Annotated in this window: 15 protein-coding genes; 3 read left to right on the top strand and 12 right to left on the bottom strand. The window is 69.2% G+C overall.

The features are described from left to right. Window positions 1-190: 190 nt before the first annotated feature. Window positions 191-436 (top strand): hypothetical protein, encoded by a 246-nt coding sequence (locus tag NM203_RS30195; protein ID WP_255064471.1) that lies wholly within the window; start codon window positions 191-193, stop codon window positions 434-436. A 15-nt stretch (window positions 437-451) separates the two neighbouring features. On the opposite strand, the gene NM203_RS30190 is transcribed toward NM203_RS30195, so the two are convergent. The 3 genes from NM203_RS30190 to NM203_RS30180 all read right to left on the bottom strand — a co-directional run bounded on the left by NM203_RS30190 (window position 452) and on the right by NM203_RS30180 (window position 3,345). After that, entirely contained in the window at window positions 452-1,852 is a 1,401-nt protein-coding gene (locus NM203_RS30190) for a class II 3-deoxy-7-phosphoheptulonate synthase (protein WP_255064470.1), read from the bottom strand. A 74-nt stretch (window positions 1,853-1,926) separates the two neighbouring features. Beyond that, window positions 1,927-2,451, bottom strand: coding sequence for a polyadenylate-specific 3'-exoribonuclease AS (locus NM203_RS30185; protein WP_255064469.1), 525 nt, complete (start codon window positions 2,449-2,451; stop codon window positions 1,927-1,929). Between the two features lie 9 nt (window positions 2,452-2,460). Further along, a complete protein-coding gene (locus tag NM203_RS30180) occupies window positions 2,461-3,345 on the bottom strand; it encodes a hypothetical protein (RefSeq protein WP_255064468.1) in 885 nt (294 codons plus the stop codon). An 84-nt stretch (window positions 3,346-3,429) separates the two neighbouring features. Between NM203_RS30180 and NM203_RS30175 the strand changes: the two genes are divergently transcribed. Continuing rightward, complete coding sequence (locus NM203_RS30175) at window positions 3,430-4,698, top strand: glycosyltransferase 87 family protein (RefSeq protein ID WP_255064467.1); 1,269 nt, start codon at window positions 3,430-3,432, stop codon at window positions 4,696-4,698. Here NM203_RS30175 and NM203_RS30170 read toward each other — a convergent pair. The 5 genes from NM203_RS30170 to NM203_RS30150 all read right to left on the bottom strand — a co-directional run bounded on the left by NM203_RS30170 (window position 4,695) and on the right by NM203_RS30150 (window position 8,016). Next, a complete protein-coding gene (locus tag NM203_RS30170) occupies window positions 4,695-5,420 on the bottom strand; it encodes a lysophospholipid acyltransferase family protein (protein WP_255064464.1) in 726 nt (241 codons plus the stop codon). The genes NM203_RS30175 and NM203_RS30170 overlap by 4 nt on opposite strands. A 76-nt stretch (window positions 5,421-5,496) precedes the next feature. Continuing rightward, the gene (locus NM203_RS30165) at window positions 5,497-5,895 is read right to left on the bottom strand and encodes a hypothetical protein (RefSeq protein WP_255064463.1); all 399 of its coding nucleotides are present in this window, start codon (window positions 5,893-5,895) and stop codon (window positions 5,497-5,499) included. Further along, window positions 5,892-7,127 (bottom strand): ArsA family ATPase, encoded by a 1,236-nt coding sequence (locus tag NM203_RS30160; protein WP_255064461.1) that lies wholly within the window; start codon window positions 7,125-7,127, stop codon window positions 5,892-5,894. The genes NM203_RS30165 and NM203_RS30160 overlap by 4 nt, the downstream gene beginning before the upstream one ends. Beyond that, window positions 7,124-7,561: an SRPBCC family protein gene (locus NM203_RS30155; RefSeq protein ID WP_255064460.1), complete on the bottom strand. Its 438-nt coding sequence runs from the start codon at window positions 7,559-7,561 to the stop codon at window positions 7,124-7,126. The genes NM203_RS30160 and NM203_RS30155 overlap by 4 nt, the downstream gene beginning before the upstream one ends. Window positions 7,562-7,623: 62 nt before the next feature. Next, complete coding sequence (locus tag NM203_RS30150) at window positions 7,624-8,016, bottom strand: polyketide cyclase / dehydrase and lipid transport (protein WP_255064459.1); 393 nt, start codon at window positions 8,014-8,016, stop codon at window positions 7,624-7,626. A 91-nt stretch (window positions 8,017-8,107) separates the two neighbouring features. Here NM203_RS30150 and NM203_RS30145 point away from each other — a divergent pair, with 91 nt between their 5' ends. Next, window positions 8,108-9,916 carry an AMP-dependent synthetase/ligase gene (locus NM203_RS30145; protein WP_255064457.1) on the top strand — a complete coding sequence of 603 codons (1,809 nt, stop codon included), beginning with the start codon at window positions 8,108-8,110 and terminating at the stop codon, window positions 9,914-9,916. Here the strand turns inward: NM203_RS30145 and NM203_RS30140 are convergent. From NM203_RS30140 to NM203_RS30125, 4 genes are all read right to left on the bottom strand, one after another. Next, window positions 9,913-11,049, bottom strand: a complete 1,137-nt coding sequence (locus NM203_RS30140) for a glycosyltransferase family 4 protein (RefSeq protein WP_255064454.1) — start codon at window positions 11,047-11,049, stop codon at window positions 9,913-9,915. The two genes, NM203_RS30145 and NM203_RS30140, sit on opposite strands and share 4 nt — an antisense overlap. 9 nt (window positions 11,050-11,058) lie before the next feature. After that, on the bottom strand, window positions 11,059-11,682 hold the full coding sequence (locus NM203_RS30135; RefSeq protein WP_408633438.1) for a peptidase: 624 nt from the start codon (window positions 11,680-11,682) through the stop codon (window positions 11,059-11,061). A 185-nt stretch (window positions 11,683-11,867) separates the two neighbouring features. Next, window positions 11,868-12,956, bottom strand: a complete 1,089-nt coding sequence (ripC, locus tag NM203_RS30130; protein WP_255064453.1) for a peptidoglycan hydrolase RipC — start codon at window positions 12,954-12,956, stop codon at window positions 11,868-11,870. A 176-nt stretch (window positions 12,957-13,132) separates the two neighbouring features. Next, entirely contained in the window at window positions 13,133-13,396 is a 264-nt protein-coding gene (locus tag NM203_RS30125) for a hypothetical protein (RefSeq protein ID WP_255064452.1), read from the bottom strand. Window positions 13,397-13,513 lie beyond the last annotated feature (117 nt).

Here is a 13,513-nt window from a genome sequence, read left to right as displayed (position 1 = left end):
TGCCAGACGCATCCTCAAGCGCCACCTCGTCGACGTCATCTACCGAGCCATGCACACCGACCAAGCCACCTGGCAACACCAGATCAACACGTGCGAACGCCCCGCATTGACATAGAAGCATCACCTGCTCAAGACGTTCTGGGTCGGCGAGGGCGGCTGGTCCGAGGACCAGCTCGCCGACGGCACGATCGTGTGGACGAGTCCATCGGGGCTGAAACACCGAGCGCCGCCGGGCTCGCGGATCTACTTCCCGAACTGGGACCCCACCACCCCGCTACCGAACACCCCGACACCGGTCACCGAACCCACCCCCGGCCGCGACCTGCGCATGCCACAACGAAGACGCACCCGCGCCCAACAACGCGCCGCCAACATCGCCGCCGAACGCCGACGCAACCACGAAGACCGCCTCGCCGAATGCACGGCGCCGTTCTGAACGGCAGCGAAAAACCTAGCCGCGCAGCATCTCCGCGACGAGGAACGCCAACTCCAGGCTCTGCTGGGTGTTGAGCCGGGGATCGCACGCCGTCTCGTAGCGGCCCGCGAGGTCGGAGTCCGAAATGTCCTGTGCGCCACCCAGACACTCGGTCACGTTCTCACCGGTGATCTCGACGTGGATGCCGCCGGGATGGCTGCCGAGCGCGTGGTGCACCTCGAAGAAGCCCTGCACCTCGTCGACGATGCGATCGAAATGCCGGGTCTTGTAGCCCGTCGACGACTCGTGGGTGTTGCCGTGCATCGGGTCGCACTGCCAGATCACCTGGTGCCCCGACGCCTCGACCTTCTCGATGATGCCCGGTAGCACGTCGCGGACCTTCTGGTTACCCATCCGGCTGACGAGCGTGAGACGGCCAGGCACATTGTGCGGGTCGAGCCGCTCGACGTACTCGACCGCGAGTTCCGGCGACGTCGTCGGGCCGATCTTGACGCCGATCGGGTTGGCGATGACTTCGGCGAACGCGACGTGGGCACCGTCGAGCTGCCGGGTGCGCTCGCCGATCCAGACGTAGTGCGCCGACAGGTCGTACAGCTTCGGGCTCTGATCCTCGGCGTCCGCGTCGGGCACGTCCATGCGCAGCATCGCCCGCTCGTAGTCGAGCACCAGCGCTTCGTGGCTGGCGTAGATCTCGGCGGTCTGCAGGTTGCGGTCGTCGACACCGCAGGCGCTCATGAACCGCAGGCCGCGATCGATCTCGCCTGCCAGCGCCTCGTAGCGCGCTCCGGCGGGCGAGGTGCGGACGAACTCGCGGTTCCAGTCGTGCACCTTCTGCAGCGACGCCATCCCGGACGACGTCAGCGCCCGCACCAGGTTCATCGCCGCGCTCGCGTTGGCGTAGGCGCGCACCAGTCGCGAGGCGTCGTGTTCGCGGACCGAGGCGTCGGGGGCGAAGCCGTTGATCATGTCGCCGCGGTAGGACCGCAGGCCCAGCGCGTCGAGGTCCGCGGAACGCGGCTTGGCGTATTGCCCCGCGATGCGCGCCACCTTGACCACCGGCATGCTGGCGCCGTAGGTCAGGACGACCGCCATCTGCAGCAGCGTGCGGATGTTGGCGCGGATGTGCGGCTCGGTGTTGTCGACGAACGTCTCGGCGCAGTCGCCGCCCTGCAGCAGGAAGGCGTTACCACGGGCGACGTCGGCCAACTGCGCCTTCAGTCGCTCGATCTCGGACGGCACGGTCACCGGCGGCACGCTCTCGAGCACGGTGCGCATGGCCTTCGCGGCGTCGGGATCCCAGCTGGGCTGCTGCAGCGCGGGCCGGGCAAGCGCGGCATCGAGCCGCGCCCGCAGGTCGGAGGGCAGCGGAGGCAGGTCCGGGAGCTGGTCGATGGGTACGTCGACGGTCCAGTTCACCCGTACATCGTAACTGCGCGAATCAGCCCGATTAACCGCGCGGGGTCGGGTGCGCAGCGTCCGGAAGCCGCAGATCAGGCCCGTTGTGCCCAGCTGCCGTCCGTGTCGTCTTCTCCCGCCATCAGTTCCTGCATCAACCGGAACCGCTTCAGGTTGTGCCTGGCGTCGACCAGCGCGTCGTGCGCCTCGCGCGGTCGCGGGGGCATCCGCGGACAGCCGCGCTCCTCCCAGAACTGACGCAGCTCCCTGGTGAATCGCGGGATCGGCGGCGGCAGGTCCGTCATCGGCCCCCACAGCTGACACAGCACGACGTGGTCGTACGCGCTGACCCACGCCCACAACTCGATGGGCTCGTCGCCGTCGATGTCGAAGAAGGTCTCGAGGTCGTCGCGGATCTGCCTGCGCGAGCGCCACAGCTTCGACGACGGTGAGGGCAGCTTCGGCAGGACGTTCTTGCGCACCCAGCTGCCCGCCCGGTCCGGGTCGAATTCCGTTGAGATCGCGTAGTATTCGCGGTCGTCTTCGGACACCACGCCGATGGAGATCAGCTCGATGGTGCGACCGTTGTCGATGAACTCGGTGTCGTAGAAGTAGCGCATTCCCGGCCCCTACACCGTCGACGCCGACGCGGGAACGGTGGCGGGCTGGTCGGGCGGCGGCGCCGCCGCGGCGTGTATCTCGCGGTCGAGTTGCTGATCGACCTCGCTGTCGTTCGGGAAGTGCGGTTCGCCGGCCACCGCGTGCTGCAGCCACAGCTTCGCCTGCACGACGGGCCTGCGCAGGCTCCGCTCCCGAACCAGCGCGCGGTGCATCTTGCGAGGTCGGGTGGTGTAGCGCCAGCGCGCCCACGGCGCGTGCGGCCGCGACAGCCGAGCCGCGCCGACCAGCAGCAGCGGCGTGATGAACATCCCGACGAGACCCGTCCAGACCTTGCCCTTGAGGAGCACCACCACCGCCAGCAGCAGGGTGAACACCGCACCGAGGATCACGGTCGTGCGCGCGAGCAGCGAGTGGTCGTCCTGCCACATGCCGACGTCGAAGAACGACAGCGGATTGAATCCCAGCACCAGCAGCCCCGCGACCGCGACCGCCGCGAAAACCGCGTCGACCGACGTGCGGCCGTCCTCGGCCCAGTAGACGTCCTGCAGGTGCAGGATCAACGCGAACTCGTCGAGCACCAGAGCCGCGCCGATCCCGAAGAATGTTGCAGCCACCGTGAATTCGGGTACTCCTCCGCTGACCGCGAGCGTCACCATCGTGACGCCCGAGACCATGACGAGAATCACACCGAACACCACGTGATGGATGTGCACACCGCCGTGTCCGATGTTGCGTGGCTGCCACCACTTGCGCGGCGCATCGCTGTCGGCGGTCGCCCGGATGTAGCGCACGATCGTGCGCGTCACGAAGAACGTGAGGATGAACGCGACCAGGCAACACAGCAGCGGCAGCCGGTCGCGCGTGATGAAGTCCAGCTGGAAGCTGAGATGCACGGTCGAAAACTTACGCCGACCTGCGCGCGTCGCGAACGTATACGTCTCGACGCGCCGAACCGCCCCGATAGGCTGTGACGCGATATGAGTACTCAGCGGCTGCCCATCGTGGGGTGGCGGGTCTTCCAACTCGTCGCCCTCGCCGCGCTGGCATGGGCCACCTGGCGCCTGCTGGGAACGACGCCCTACCGCATCGACATCGACGTGTACCGGATGGGCGGCCGCGCGTGGCTGGACGGCGCCCCGCTGTACGCCGACGGCGTCATGTTCACCACCGAGGCGGGCCTGGACCTGCCGTTCACCTATCCGCCGCTGGCGGCGGTTGCGTTCGCGCCGTTCGCGTTGCTGTCGCTGCCGGCGGCCAGCATCGCCATCACGGTGACGACGCTGCTGCTCCTGCTGGCGTCGACGTGGATCGTGCTCACCCGGCTGCGGGTGGCCCAGCGGTGGCCGCTGCCGGACGGTGCGGGCTGGCGACGGGCGTCGTTGGCCGCGGCGATCGTGGCGCTCGCCGTGCTGTACTTCGAGCCCGTCCAGGCCAACTTCGAATTCGGCCAGATCAACGTCGTCCTGATGACGCTGGTGATCGCCGACTGCGTGCCGCGCAAAACACCGTGGCCCCGCGGACTCCTGCTGGGGCTCGCGATGGCGCTGAAGCTCACGCCAGCCGTCTTCCTGCTCTACTTCCTGCTGCGCCGCGACACCCGCACGCTGATCACGGCCGTCGTCTCGGCCGCGGTCGCGACGCTCGTCGGCATGGCGTTCGCATGGCGCGACTCACTGCAGTACTGGACGGAGACGGTGCACGACACCGACCGGATCGGCACGGTGTCGTTCAACACGAACCAGAACATCGCGGGCTGGCTGGCCCGTCTCGGCGTCGCCGAGGGACCGCGCTTCGTGCTGTGGACCATCGCCTGCTTCGCCGTGCTCGGCCTGACGGTGTGGGCCGGCCGCCGGGTCCTGAAGGCGGACCAGCCGATGCTGGCGCTGATCTGCGTCGCGCTGTTCGGGCTGGTGGTGTCGCCGGTGTCGTGGTCGCACCACTGGGTGTGGGCGCTGCCCGCCGTTCTGGTCACCGCGGTGATCGCGTATCGCCAGCGCAGTGCGGCCCTTGGCGTGGTGAGCGCCATCGGCGTCGTGCTCATGGTGGTGATGCCGTACGCACTGCTGCCCGAGCACGAGGAATCCGCTGCGCCGGTGTGGCGGCAGTTGATCGGCGGGCCCTATCTCTGGTGGGCGCTCGCCACCATCGCCGTGACCGGTGCGGTGGCGACGAAGCTGGTGCCCAAGGGGGATGAACAGCTGTCGACGTCGGTCGACGCCTCCGCGCCGGTAGTCGCGACCGGTTAGCCCGCCGCTGCGGTCGGGATGCGCGCGGGCGGCTTCTGCTCGGCGGCCTCGACCTGTTCCTTGACGTCCGCGGCGTACAGGTCGACGTACTCCTGGCCGGAGAGTCGCATGAGTTCGTACATGACCTCGTCGATGACGGCGCGCTCGATGAAGCGGTTGCCCGCGAGTCCCTCGAAGCGAGTGAAGTCCATCGGCTTCCCGAACTTCACCGTGACGCGGCCGAAGCGCCACATCTTGGATCCGGGCGGGTTGACGACATCGGTCCCGATCATCGCGACCGGGATGACGGGGACGCCGGTCTCGAGCGCGACGCGCGCCAGCCCGGTCTTGCCCTTGTACAGCCTGCCGTCAGGCGAGCGGGTGCCCTCCGGGTACATGCCGAGCAGTTTGCCCGCGTCCAGAACCCGCTGGGCGGCGGCGAGCGCGTCCTTGGCCGAGTCGGCGTCGGTGCGGTCGATCGGGACCTGGCCGGCGGCGGTGTAGAACCAACGGGTGAACCACCCCTTGATGCCCGTGCCGGTGAAGTACTCGGCCTTCGCGAGGAACGTGATCCTGCGGTGGACGACCAGCGGCAGGTAGAAGCTATCGGCGACCGCGAGGTGGTTGCTGGCCAGGATCATCGGGCCGGAGTCCGGAACGTATTCCAGCCCTTCGACTTTGGGCCGCCCGAGCAACTGCAGCAAGGGACCCATGAAGATGAACTTGAACAGCCAGTACCACATCGAGCCTCCCGCAGCGGGCGTACCGGACGGTGCCCTGCGACAACTTTACCCACGCCGGGAGACCGCGACCACAGGACTACTCGTCTGCGGTCGTCACGGTCACCGGGATGTGCTGATAGTGGCCGGGGCCGGACGGCGGCGGCGGGTCGTCATCCGGTGCCGGGCCCTCGGGGCGCGCCGGGTCCGGCGGCTCCGGTGGGGGCGCCGACCCGGCCGATGCCGACGGCTCCGCCATCGCACGCACCACGTCGAGAAGCGCGACGCTGTGTTCGGCGACGACGGTCAGCAGTGGATGCTGTTCGCCGTTGACCAGTGCGGCCAGTGCACACACCGGGCACCACACCTGCTCGCAGCGGCTCGCCTCACCCGTCCCGGCCCGCGCCGCGGCCAACCGCACCGCGGGGTCGAGCTTGTCGAGAATGCTCTGCGCCAGCTGCCGCAGTTCCGGCGGAATGTCCGTGTGGGACCCACTCACGCTGGCCACACCTCCGGATCAGGTCGGAATCGCACCGTCAGTTCACCGCCCCGCAGCTGGGCGTCGAGCACGACGCACCTGCGCAGAACGGACGCCAATCGCACTCGGCGCCGCATACCCGCGGCCCCGATGATCAGATCGTCGTCGACCCGGCCCAGCGTCAGCGCCGCAGGATCGACCTGCGGTAACTCTAGCCGCAACCGGTAGACGGCCTCGAGACCGGAACCCGACTCGCGGTCGACCACCGGCCGCAGCGGTCCCGGCGGCGGCGCGCCGTCGCGCAGCCGGGCAGCCGCAAGCAACTCCGCCAGCGCCTTCGGCCCGATGGGCTCGCCGGGGAGGTGCGGGACGAGTACCAGCTTCACGTCCCCGATCGCGGCGTCGAGGTCGTCGAGCACGGCACGCTGCTCGGCGATGCGCTCGGTGTACCAGTCGAATGCCGGGTGCTCGGGCAGGTTGTGGTACTCGTACGAATCGTCCTGCATCAGAAGCTGATTGACGATGAGCTCGTCAACGGCGACACCCATCAGCGCCAGCGTCCCCAGGGTGCGCGACGCTTCGGCGGCGACCACCCGCTCCGGCGTCAGCACCAGATGGGCGGCGACCCGCGAACCATCGGTCAGCAGCGCACCGAGCCGTTCGGTGCCCTCGCTGATGCGTTCCAGTATCGCGACCACGCCGGCCTCCGCGTCCGCGGTCAGCGAGAGTCTGCGGTGCCGCGGCCAGGCCCGTTCGAGGTAGAGCGCGAACGTCGCGGGCAGCGTCAGCATGCGCATCGCGTCGGCGGTGGAGGCGCAGTCGACCACCACGTGGTCCCACTCCCCCGATTCCGCCAACTCGCCGACCTCGTGCAGCCCGAGCACCTCCTGGATCCCGGGCAGCGCCGAGAGTTCCTCCGGCGCAACGTCACCCAGGTCCGACTCGGGGAAGCGCTCGGCGAGCACCATCGCCACCTCGCGCCACCGCGCTTCCAGCAGCGCCAGGGTGTCGAGCGCGAGGGCGTCGAGGAAGCCGCCGCCGGCATCGGCGTCGTCGGCGAGCACCCGAGTGGGGGCGCGCTCCCCCGTCGGGGCGACCTCGGCGCCGAGCACGTCGCCGGTCGAGTGCGCCTGGTCGGTCGAGACGATCAGCACCCGCAGGCCCGCACGCGCATCACGCACGGCCGTAGCCGTCGCCAGGGTGGACTTACCCACGCCGCCCTTGCCGACGAAGAGGCTGATCCTCGCGGTCACTTCACCTCGACGCGCTTCTTGAGATCCTTCAACGCGGTGTCGGTGAGCCTTCGCTCGGCCTTGCGTTTCAGCAGACCGATCATCGGGATCACCAGATCGACCGACAGCTCATAGGTGACATCGGTACCGGAACCCTTGGGCGCCAAGCGATATGCACCGTCAAGGGCCCGCAGCAACGAACTCGACACCAGCGACCACGTCACCGACGTGCGATCGGCGGGCCAGTCGTATTCGAGCACCATGGTGTCCTTGAGCACGGCGGCGTCGAGCACCAGCCGCGCGACCTTCGGATTGCCCTCGGCATCGGTGTCGATGACCTCGGTTTCCTTGTACTCGGCGACCCACTCCGGGTAGGACCCGATGTCGGCGATGACGTCCATCACCGTCGAGGGATCGGCGTCGATGTAAATCGTCTGCGCAGTCTTATCTGCCACGTGTTCTCTTCCGCCCGTCGCCTTCGCAGAGAATGTACCCGCCCAGATTGCGGGTAAGCCCGCTATCGCGCCAGCCGAGACCGGCCGATCGCGCGTTCGGCCTCGAGTATCCGCTTGACCTCGAAAGCCATGTCCTTGCCCGCCACCCTGCGCTTATGGTTCATTTTCGCCAGGTTCATCCCGGCCAGCTCGTGCGCTGCGGCGCCGGACGGCTCGGCGTGCAGGAAATAGTGCAAGATCACACCGTCGAACGACGGTTCCAGCCAGATCTCCATGGTCCCGGTGACCGCGCCGGTGACGGTCCACCGGTGCCCCGCGGGGCCGCGGTCCTCGACCACGGTCAGGTTGAGGTCGGGCCACCAGCGCCGCCAACTCGCGCGATCGGCGATCGCCGCACCGACGTCGGCGGGATCGGCGCACACGAACGTCTCGTCCGCGATCTGGAAGCTGTTCACAGCGTTACAGCGTTGCACACCGTCGCAGCCGGGCCTGCCGCGGCCGACTACGCTGACGCGAACAGGTGTTTCCGACTGAAAGGTCAGTGTCGTGCCCGAGTTCAGCGTGCCCGCGTCGTTCACCGTCGGCGAGTTCGACAACGTCGCGGGGACCGTCTTCGACCACGAGCGCGACGACCCCGGTCACGTCATCGTGCAGCGGCTGGTCGACGGCGCCTGGACCGACGTGACCTGTGCGCAGGTGGCCGAGCAGGTACGCGCCGTGGCACTGGGTTTGATCGCCGAGGGCGTGCAGGCCGGGGACCGCGTCGCCGTGCTCTCCGCGACGCGGTACGAGTGGCCGATCATCGACTTCGCGATCCTGGCGATCGGGGCGGTGACGGTGCCGATCTACGAGACCTCATCGGCCGAGCAGGTGCGGTTCGTGCTCGACGACTCGTCGGCGGTGGTGGCGTTCGCCGAGACCGACGACCACGCCCAGCGCATCGAGCAGCTCAGCGACGAACTGCCCGCACTGCGCAAGGTTCTGCGCATCGACGGCACCGCTCCGACGGCCTTCGACGTGTTGGCCGAGGCGGGCAGCGCCGTCGACGCGGCGCAGCTCGACGCTCGGCTCGCCGCGATCAAGTCGGCGGATCCCGCCACGCTCATCTACACGTCGGGCACGACCGGCAGGCCGAAGGGCTGCCAGTTGACGCACTCGAATCTGCTGCACGAGTTGCGCGGCGCCAAGCAGTGCTTCCCGGAGCAGCTCGCCAAGGGCGAGAAGCTGCTGGTATTCCTGCCGCTGGCGCACGTGCTGGCCCGCGCGATCACGATCTCGGCGTTCACCAACAAGGTGACCCTCGGCTTCACCAGCGACATCAAGAACCTGGTGCCGACGCTCGCGGTCTTCCAACCGACGCTGGTGGTGTCCGTGCCGCGCGTGTTCGAGAAGGTCTACAACACCGCCGAGCAGAACGCCCGCAACGACGGCAAGGGCAGGATCTTCGAGATCGCCGCGAACACGGCGATCGAGTACAGCCAGGCGCTGGACGCCGGCGGGCCCGGACTGCTGCTGAAGCTCAAGCACGCGGTGTTCGACAAGCTGGTCTACGGCAAGCTGCGCGCCGCGCTCGGCGGCAACTGCCACTCGGCGATCTCCGGCGGGGCGCCGCTCGGTGCCCGGTTGGGCCACTTCTACCGGGGCGTCGGGCTGGCGATCTACGAGGGTTACGGCCTGACGGAGACCAGTGCGGCGATCACGGTCAACCGGGTCGGCGGTCTCAAGGTCGGCTCGGTGGGAAAGCTGGTGCCCGGCAACAGCATGCGCCTCGGCGACGACGGCGAACTGCTCGTCAAGGGCGGTGTGGTGTTCAGCGGCTACTGGAAGAACGACACCGAGACGGCGGCCGTGTTCACCGACGGGTGGTTCCACACCGGTGACCTCGGCGCCATCGACGACGACGGGTTCCTCACGATCGTCGGACGCAAGAAGGAGATCATCGTCACCGCGGGCGGCAAGAACGTCGCGCCCGCGCTGCTCGAGGACCGGCTGCGCGCGCATCCGCTGATCAGCCAGGCCATGGCGGTCGGCGACCAGCAGCCGTTCATCGCGGCCCTCATCACGATCGATCCCGAGGCGTTCCCCGGCTGGAAGGAACGCAACGGAAAGTCCGCCGGCGCGTCCGTCGGCGACCTCGCGGAGGATCCGGATCTGACCGCCGAGATCGAATTGGCGGTCAAGGAGGCCAACCAGGCCGTGTCCAAGGCCGAGGCCATCCGCAAGTTCCGCATCCTGCCGGTCGACTTCACCGAGGACACCGGTGAGCTGACCCCCACCCTCAAGGTCAAGCGCAAGGTCGTCGCCGAGAAGTTCGCGGGCGATATCGACGCGCTGTACGCGAAGAGCGGCGACTAGGGCTCGAGCAGCCGACTCAGCCGCTGCGCCTTGTACTTCCACTGCCACTCGTCGACGACCCACTGCCGGCCCGCGGCGCCCATGGCGGCGGCGCGGGCGGGGTCGGCCAGCAGGTCGCCCACCGCGGCGGTGACGGCGCCGACGTCCCAGCCGTCGACGACCAGCCCGGTCTTCCCGTCGCGGACGGATTCGGGCGCCCCGCCGGAGCGGCCGGCGACGACGGGCACGCCGGTCGCCGACGCTTCGAGGTAGACGATGCCGAGGCCCTCGACGTCGAGACCGGCCCCGCGCGTGCGACAGGGCATCGCGAACACGTCGGCCATCGCGTGGTGGGCGGGCAGTTCCTCGGACGGCACTCCGTCGGTGAACACGACGTGTTCGGCCACCCCGAAGGCATGTGCCAAGCGGCGCAACGCGTCCCGATGCGGCCCGCCGCCGACGATGACGAGTGCCGCGGCGGGCACCCGTTCGCGGATCGCGGGCATCGCGCGGATCAGCATGTCCTGGCCCTTGCGCGGCACCAGCCGGGACACGCAGACGACCACGGGTCGATCGCCGAGCCCGTAGCGCGCCCGCATCTCCGCCCGCGCGACGGAGTCGGGTTCGAAGCGGTCGGTGTCGACGCCGGGCGCCAGGTGTTCCAGCGCGGCCCGCGGCCCGAACGCCGACGCGAACCGGCTCCGCGTGTAGTGGCTGATGAACGTGACGACGTCGGCGTCGTCGCCGATGCGGCGCAATGCCGATCGGGCCACCGGGAGCATCGACCACCCCACCTCGTGGCCGTGGGTGCTGGCGATCACCCGGCGGACTCCCGCGTCGCGGGCCATCGGCGAGAGCAGTGCCAGCGGGGCGGCCGCGCCGAACCAGACCGTGTCGGCGCCGCGTTCGGCGATGAGCCGACGCATGCGCACGGCGACGCTGGGCTCGGGCAGCATGAGCGACGTCGGGTGACGTTCGACGTGGATGCCGAGTTCCGCGGCACGCGCGTCGTACTCGTCGGCACCCTTCCACTTCGGCGCGTAGACGCTCAGGGTGTGTTCCCCCGCCAGTCGTGTGACCAGGTTCTCCAGGTACGACTGGATGCCGCCGCGCCGCGGCGGAAAGTCGTTGGTCACCAGCAGCACCCCGGCCATCGCGACAGGCTATCCGGCCAGCCAGGCACGCCACGCACTCAGCACCTGCCGGGTGTCCGCGCCGAGCACGGTGCGGATGGCGGTGTCCGCGTCGGGATGCCCGACTCCGCACGCCGCGAGGTACAGCTCGCGCAGCGTCGCCGGGCCGTACCGATCGGCGACGAACCGGCTGAACCACCAGGCGCGGTCGTAGCCGAGCGAGCGCGTCGGGCCTTCGGTGTCGAGGTCGGCGTCGGTGGGCAGCACGGCGAGTTCGGCGGCCCGCGCCGGCCCCGGCACCGCGGTGGCGGGCCTGCCGACGTAGTCGGCGACGCCCTCGGTGAGCCAACGCGGCGCATCCGCGGCGGTCGCCGACCTGGCGGCGTAGTGGAAGAGCTCGTGGCGCAGAACGATGCGCAGCGAGGTATCGGTCATGTCAGCAGCGCCCGGCGCGAACACGGTTCGCTCGGCCGTGGTGGTCGCGGCGATGTCGGGGCCACCCACGCCGAGAGTGCGGAACTGCTCGTCCGTGCCGGTGAGGACGATGACGAGGTGGCGCGGCCAGTCGTCACCCCAGAACGCCGTGACCGCGTCCGCGGCGCCGTCGAGTTCGGCGGCGATTCGGGACGCAAGGCCACTCTCCCGCGCACCCAAGGCCGTGATCTCGGCGGTCCGGCCGTCGGCGAGGGTCAGCGGCTCCGACGCTGCAGTGGGAACCGACGGAACCGGTGACGAAGGCAGCGTCTGCCGCGCCTGTTCGGGTGTGCCGGGCCCGCTGACCAGAAGCGCGACCGCGACGATCAGCTCGAAGCCGAGCAGCAGCGCGAGGGCGGAACGGCTCAGTAGCGGCGGACGTTGTGGATCGGCGCGTTGTTCACCGGAGCAACGGCCACCGGAACGCCGTAGGTGGAGGCGTGCACCATCATGCCGTCACCGATGTAGATCCCGACGTGCGAGGCGTCCCCGTAGTAGGTGACGAGGTCGCCGGGTTGCATCTGGTCCGTCGAGACCGGGGTGCCGCCGCTGGCCAGGGCCTGGCTGGAGTGCGGCAGATTGATACCCGCCTGCTGGAAAGCCCACATGACCAGGCCCGAGCAGTCGAAGGCGCTGGGGCCGGATGCGCCCCAGGAGTACGGCGAGCCGATGCGCGTCAGCGCTGCCTGCACCGCGGTGGTCGCGGCGCCGCCGGGGACGACGGCGGCTTCGGGCGGCGCGGCGATGCCCGGCGCGGCGGCGAGGATCTGAGGTCCGCCGTCCGCCGGTGGCAAATCCGCGGGGGCGGGCGGCGGAGGTTGCGGCACGGCGGCCAGCGCCTCCCGCTGGGCCGGCGTCAGCGCGGTGTACTGCGACTTCACGACGGCGATCTGAACCTGCAACTTGCTTTGCTTGGATTGCAGATCCGCACGCACGGCGGCGGCCTGCTCGGCGGCGGTCTTGGCCTGTGCCGCCGACTCCGCAGAGGCGGCCTCGACGCGCGCCGCCTGCTCGCTGGCCGCCCGGAAGCTCGTCATCTGCGCGGCCATCTCGGTGGCCATGACGCGCTGCACGGCGAGTTGGTCGATGAGCTGCTGCGGCGAGTCGGCGGTCAGCATCGCGTTCATACCGTCGGTGCGGCCGCCCATGTACTGCGCGGCAGCAACCTTGTTCACCGCGGACTGGAAGGTTGCCAGCTGGTTCTTGGCGGCGTCGACGGCGGCCAGATCGGCGGCGTGCTGCGCATCCGCTTGCTGTTGCGCCTCAACCTTTACGTTCAAATCCAGCTGCGCCGAGTGCATGGCCTCGGTGGTCTGCTCGGCCTCGCGAGACAGCTCGTTCAGCTTTGCCAGCGCATCGTCAGCGGGATCGGCGTGCACACTTCCGGCGAGGACACCGCCCAGGACCGCGATGCCAACCAGCACACCGGCCACGGGTCGTCGAATGCCACGCATGACACGGAGTGTGCGGTCGAAACTCAAGATTTCGCGTCCTTCAGCTGCCGTAAGGAGTCGTGCCTGTCTCTTAGGTCTCAGATAGGTTACGAAACGGCATCGGGGTTGTCCAACAGAAGCCGCAAATTTAACAGGGGCCCCTGAGGTTTCTTCGCTGACCCGTGGACCGCGTGTCGTCAGGCGGCGCCCGAGTCTCCGCCGCGTTGACGGTGGCGGTGAATAGGCACCAGCCGCAGGCGCGGGGCCAGCCCCGCTTCCGCCAGCACCTCGAGGGCCTGACGTTCGTCGTCCAGCAACGTCTCAGGAACGCCGAGTAGGACGCTGACGACGCAGTCCTGGCAGCCGATGCCGCGCACCGCGCAGTCGTCGCAGTCGATGACGACGGCGCCGGTATCGGGGGCCGGCTCCGTGGATCCGGGCGGTTCGGGCACAGATGCCATCGGGGCACTCCTCTCGTTCTCGTCCGACGCTCGGTCGAGTTGGGGCCACGCTAACGACGGCCACCGACAAGCCGCGCCGAATCACATCGGTGTCAGTCCTTGTCGGCCGCTGGGCCT

The sequence above is a fragment of the Mycolicibacterium arenosum genome, from assembly GCF_024320865.1.
Taxonomy (GTDB): domain Bacteria; phylum Actinomycetota; class Actinomycetes; order Mycobacteriales; family Mycobacteriaceae; genus Mycobacterium; species Mycobacterium arenosum.
This window is presented reverse-complemented; position numbering and strand designations above follow the sequence as displayed.

Excerpts from the sequence above, each read along its gene's own strand:
- NM203_RS30175 (WP_255064467.1), top strand. The coding sequence starts at position 3,430 with ATGAGTACTCAGCGGCTGCCCATCGTGGGGTGGCGGGTCTTCCAACTC.
- NM203_RS30170 (WP_255064464.1), bottom strand. The coding sequence starts at position 5,420 with ATGTGGTACTGGCTGTTCAAGTTCATCTTCATGGGTCCCTTGCTGCAG.
- ripC (WP_255064453.1), bottom strand. The coding sequence starts at position 12,956 with ATGCGTGGCATTCGACGACCCGTGGCCGGTGTGCTGGTTGGCATCGCG.
- NM203_RS30140 (WP_255064454.1), bottom strand. The coding sequence starts at position 11,049 with ATGGCCGGGGTGCTGCTGGTGACCAACGACTTTCCGCCGCGGCGCGGC.
- NM203_RS30185 (WP_255064469.1), bottom strand. The coding sequence starts at position 2,451 with ATGCGCTACTTCTACGACACCGAGTTCATCGACAACGGTCGCACCATC.
- NM203_RS30125 (WP_255064452.1), bottom strand. The coding sequence starts at position 13,396 with ATGGCATCTGTGCCCGAACCGCCCGGATCCACGGAGCCGGCCCCCGAT.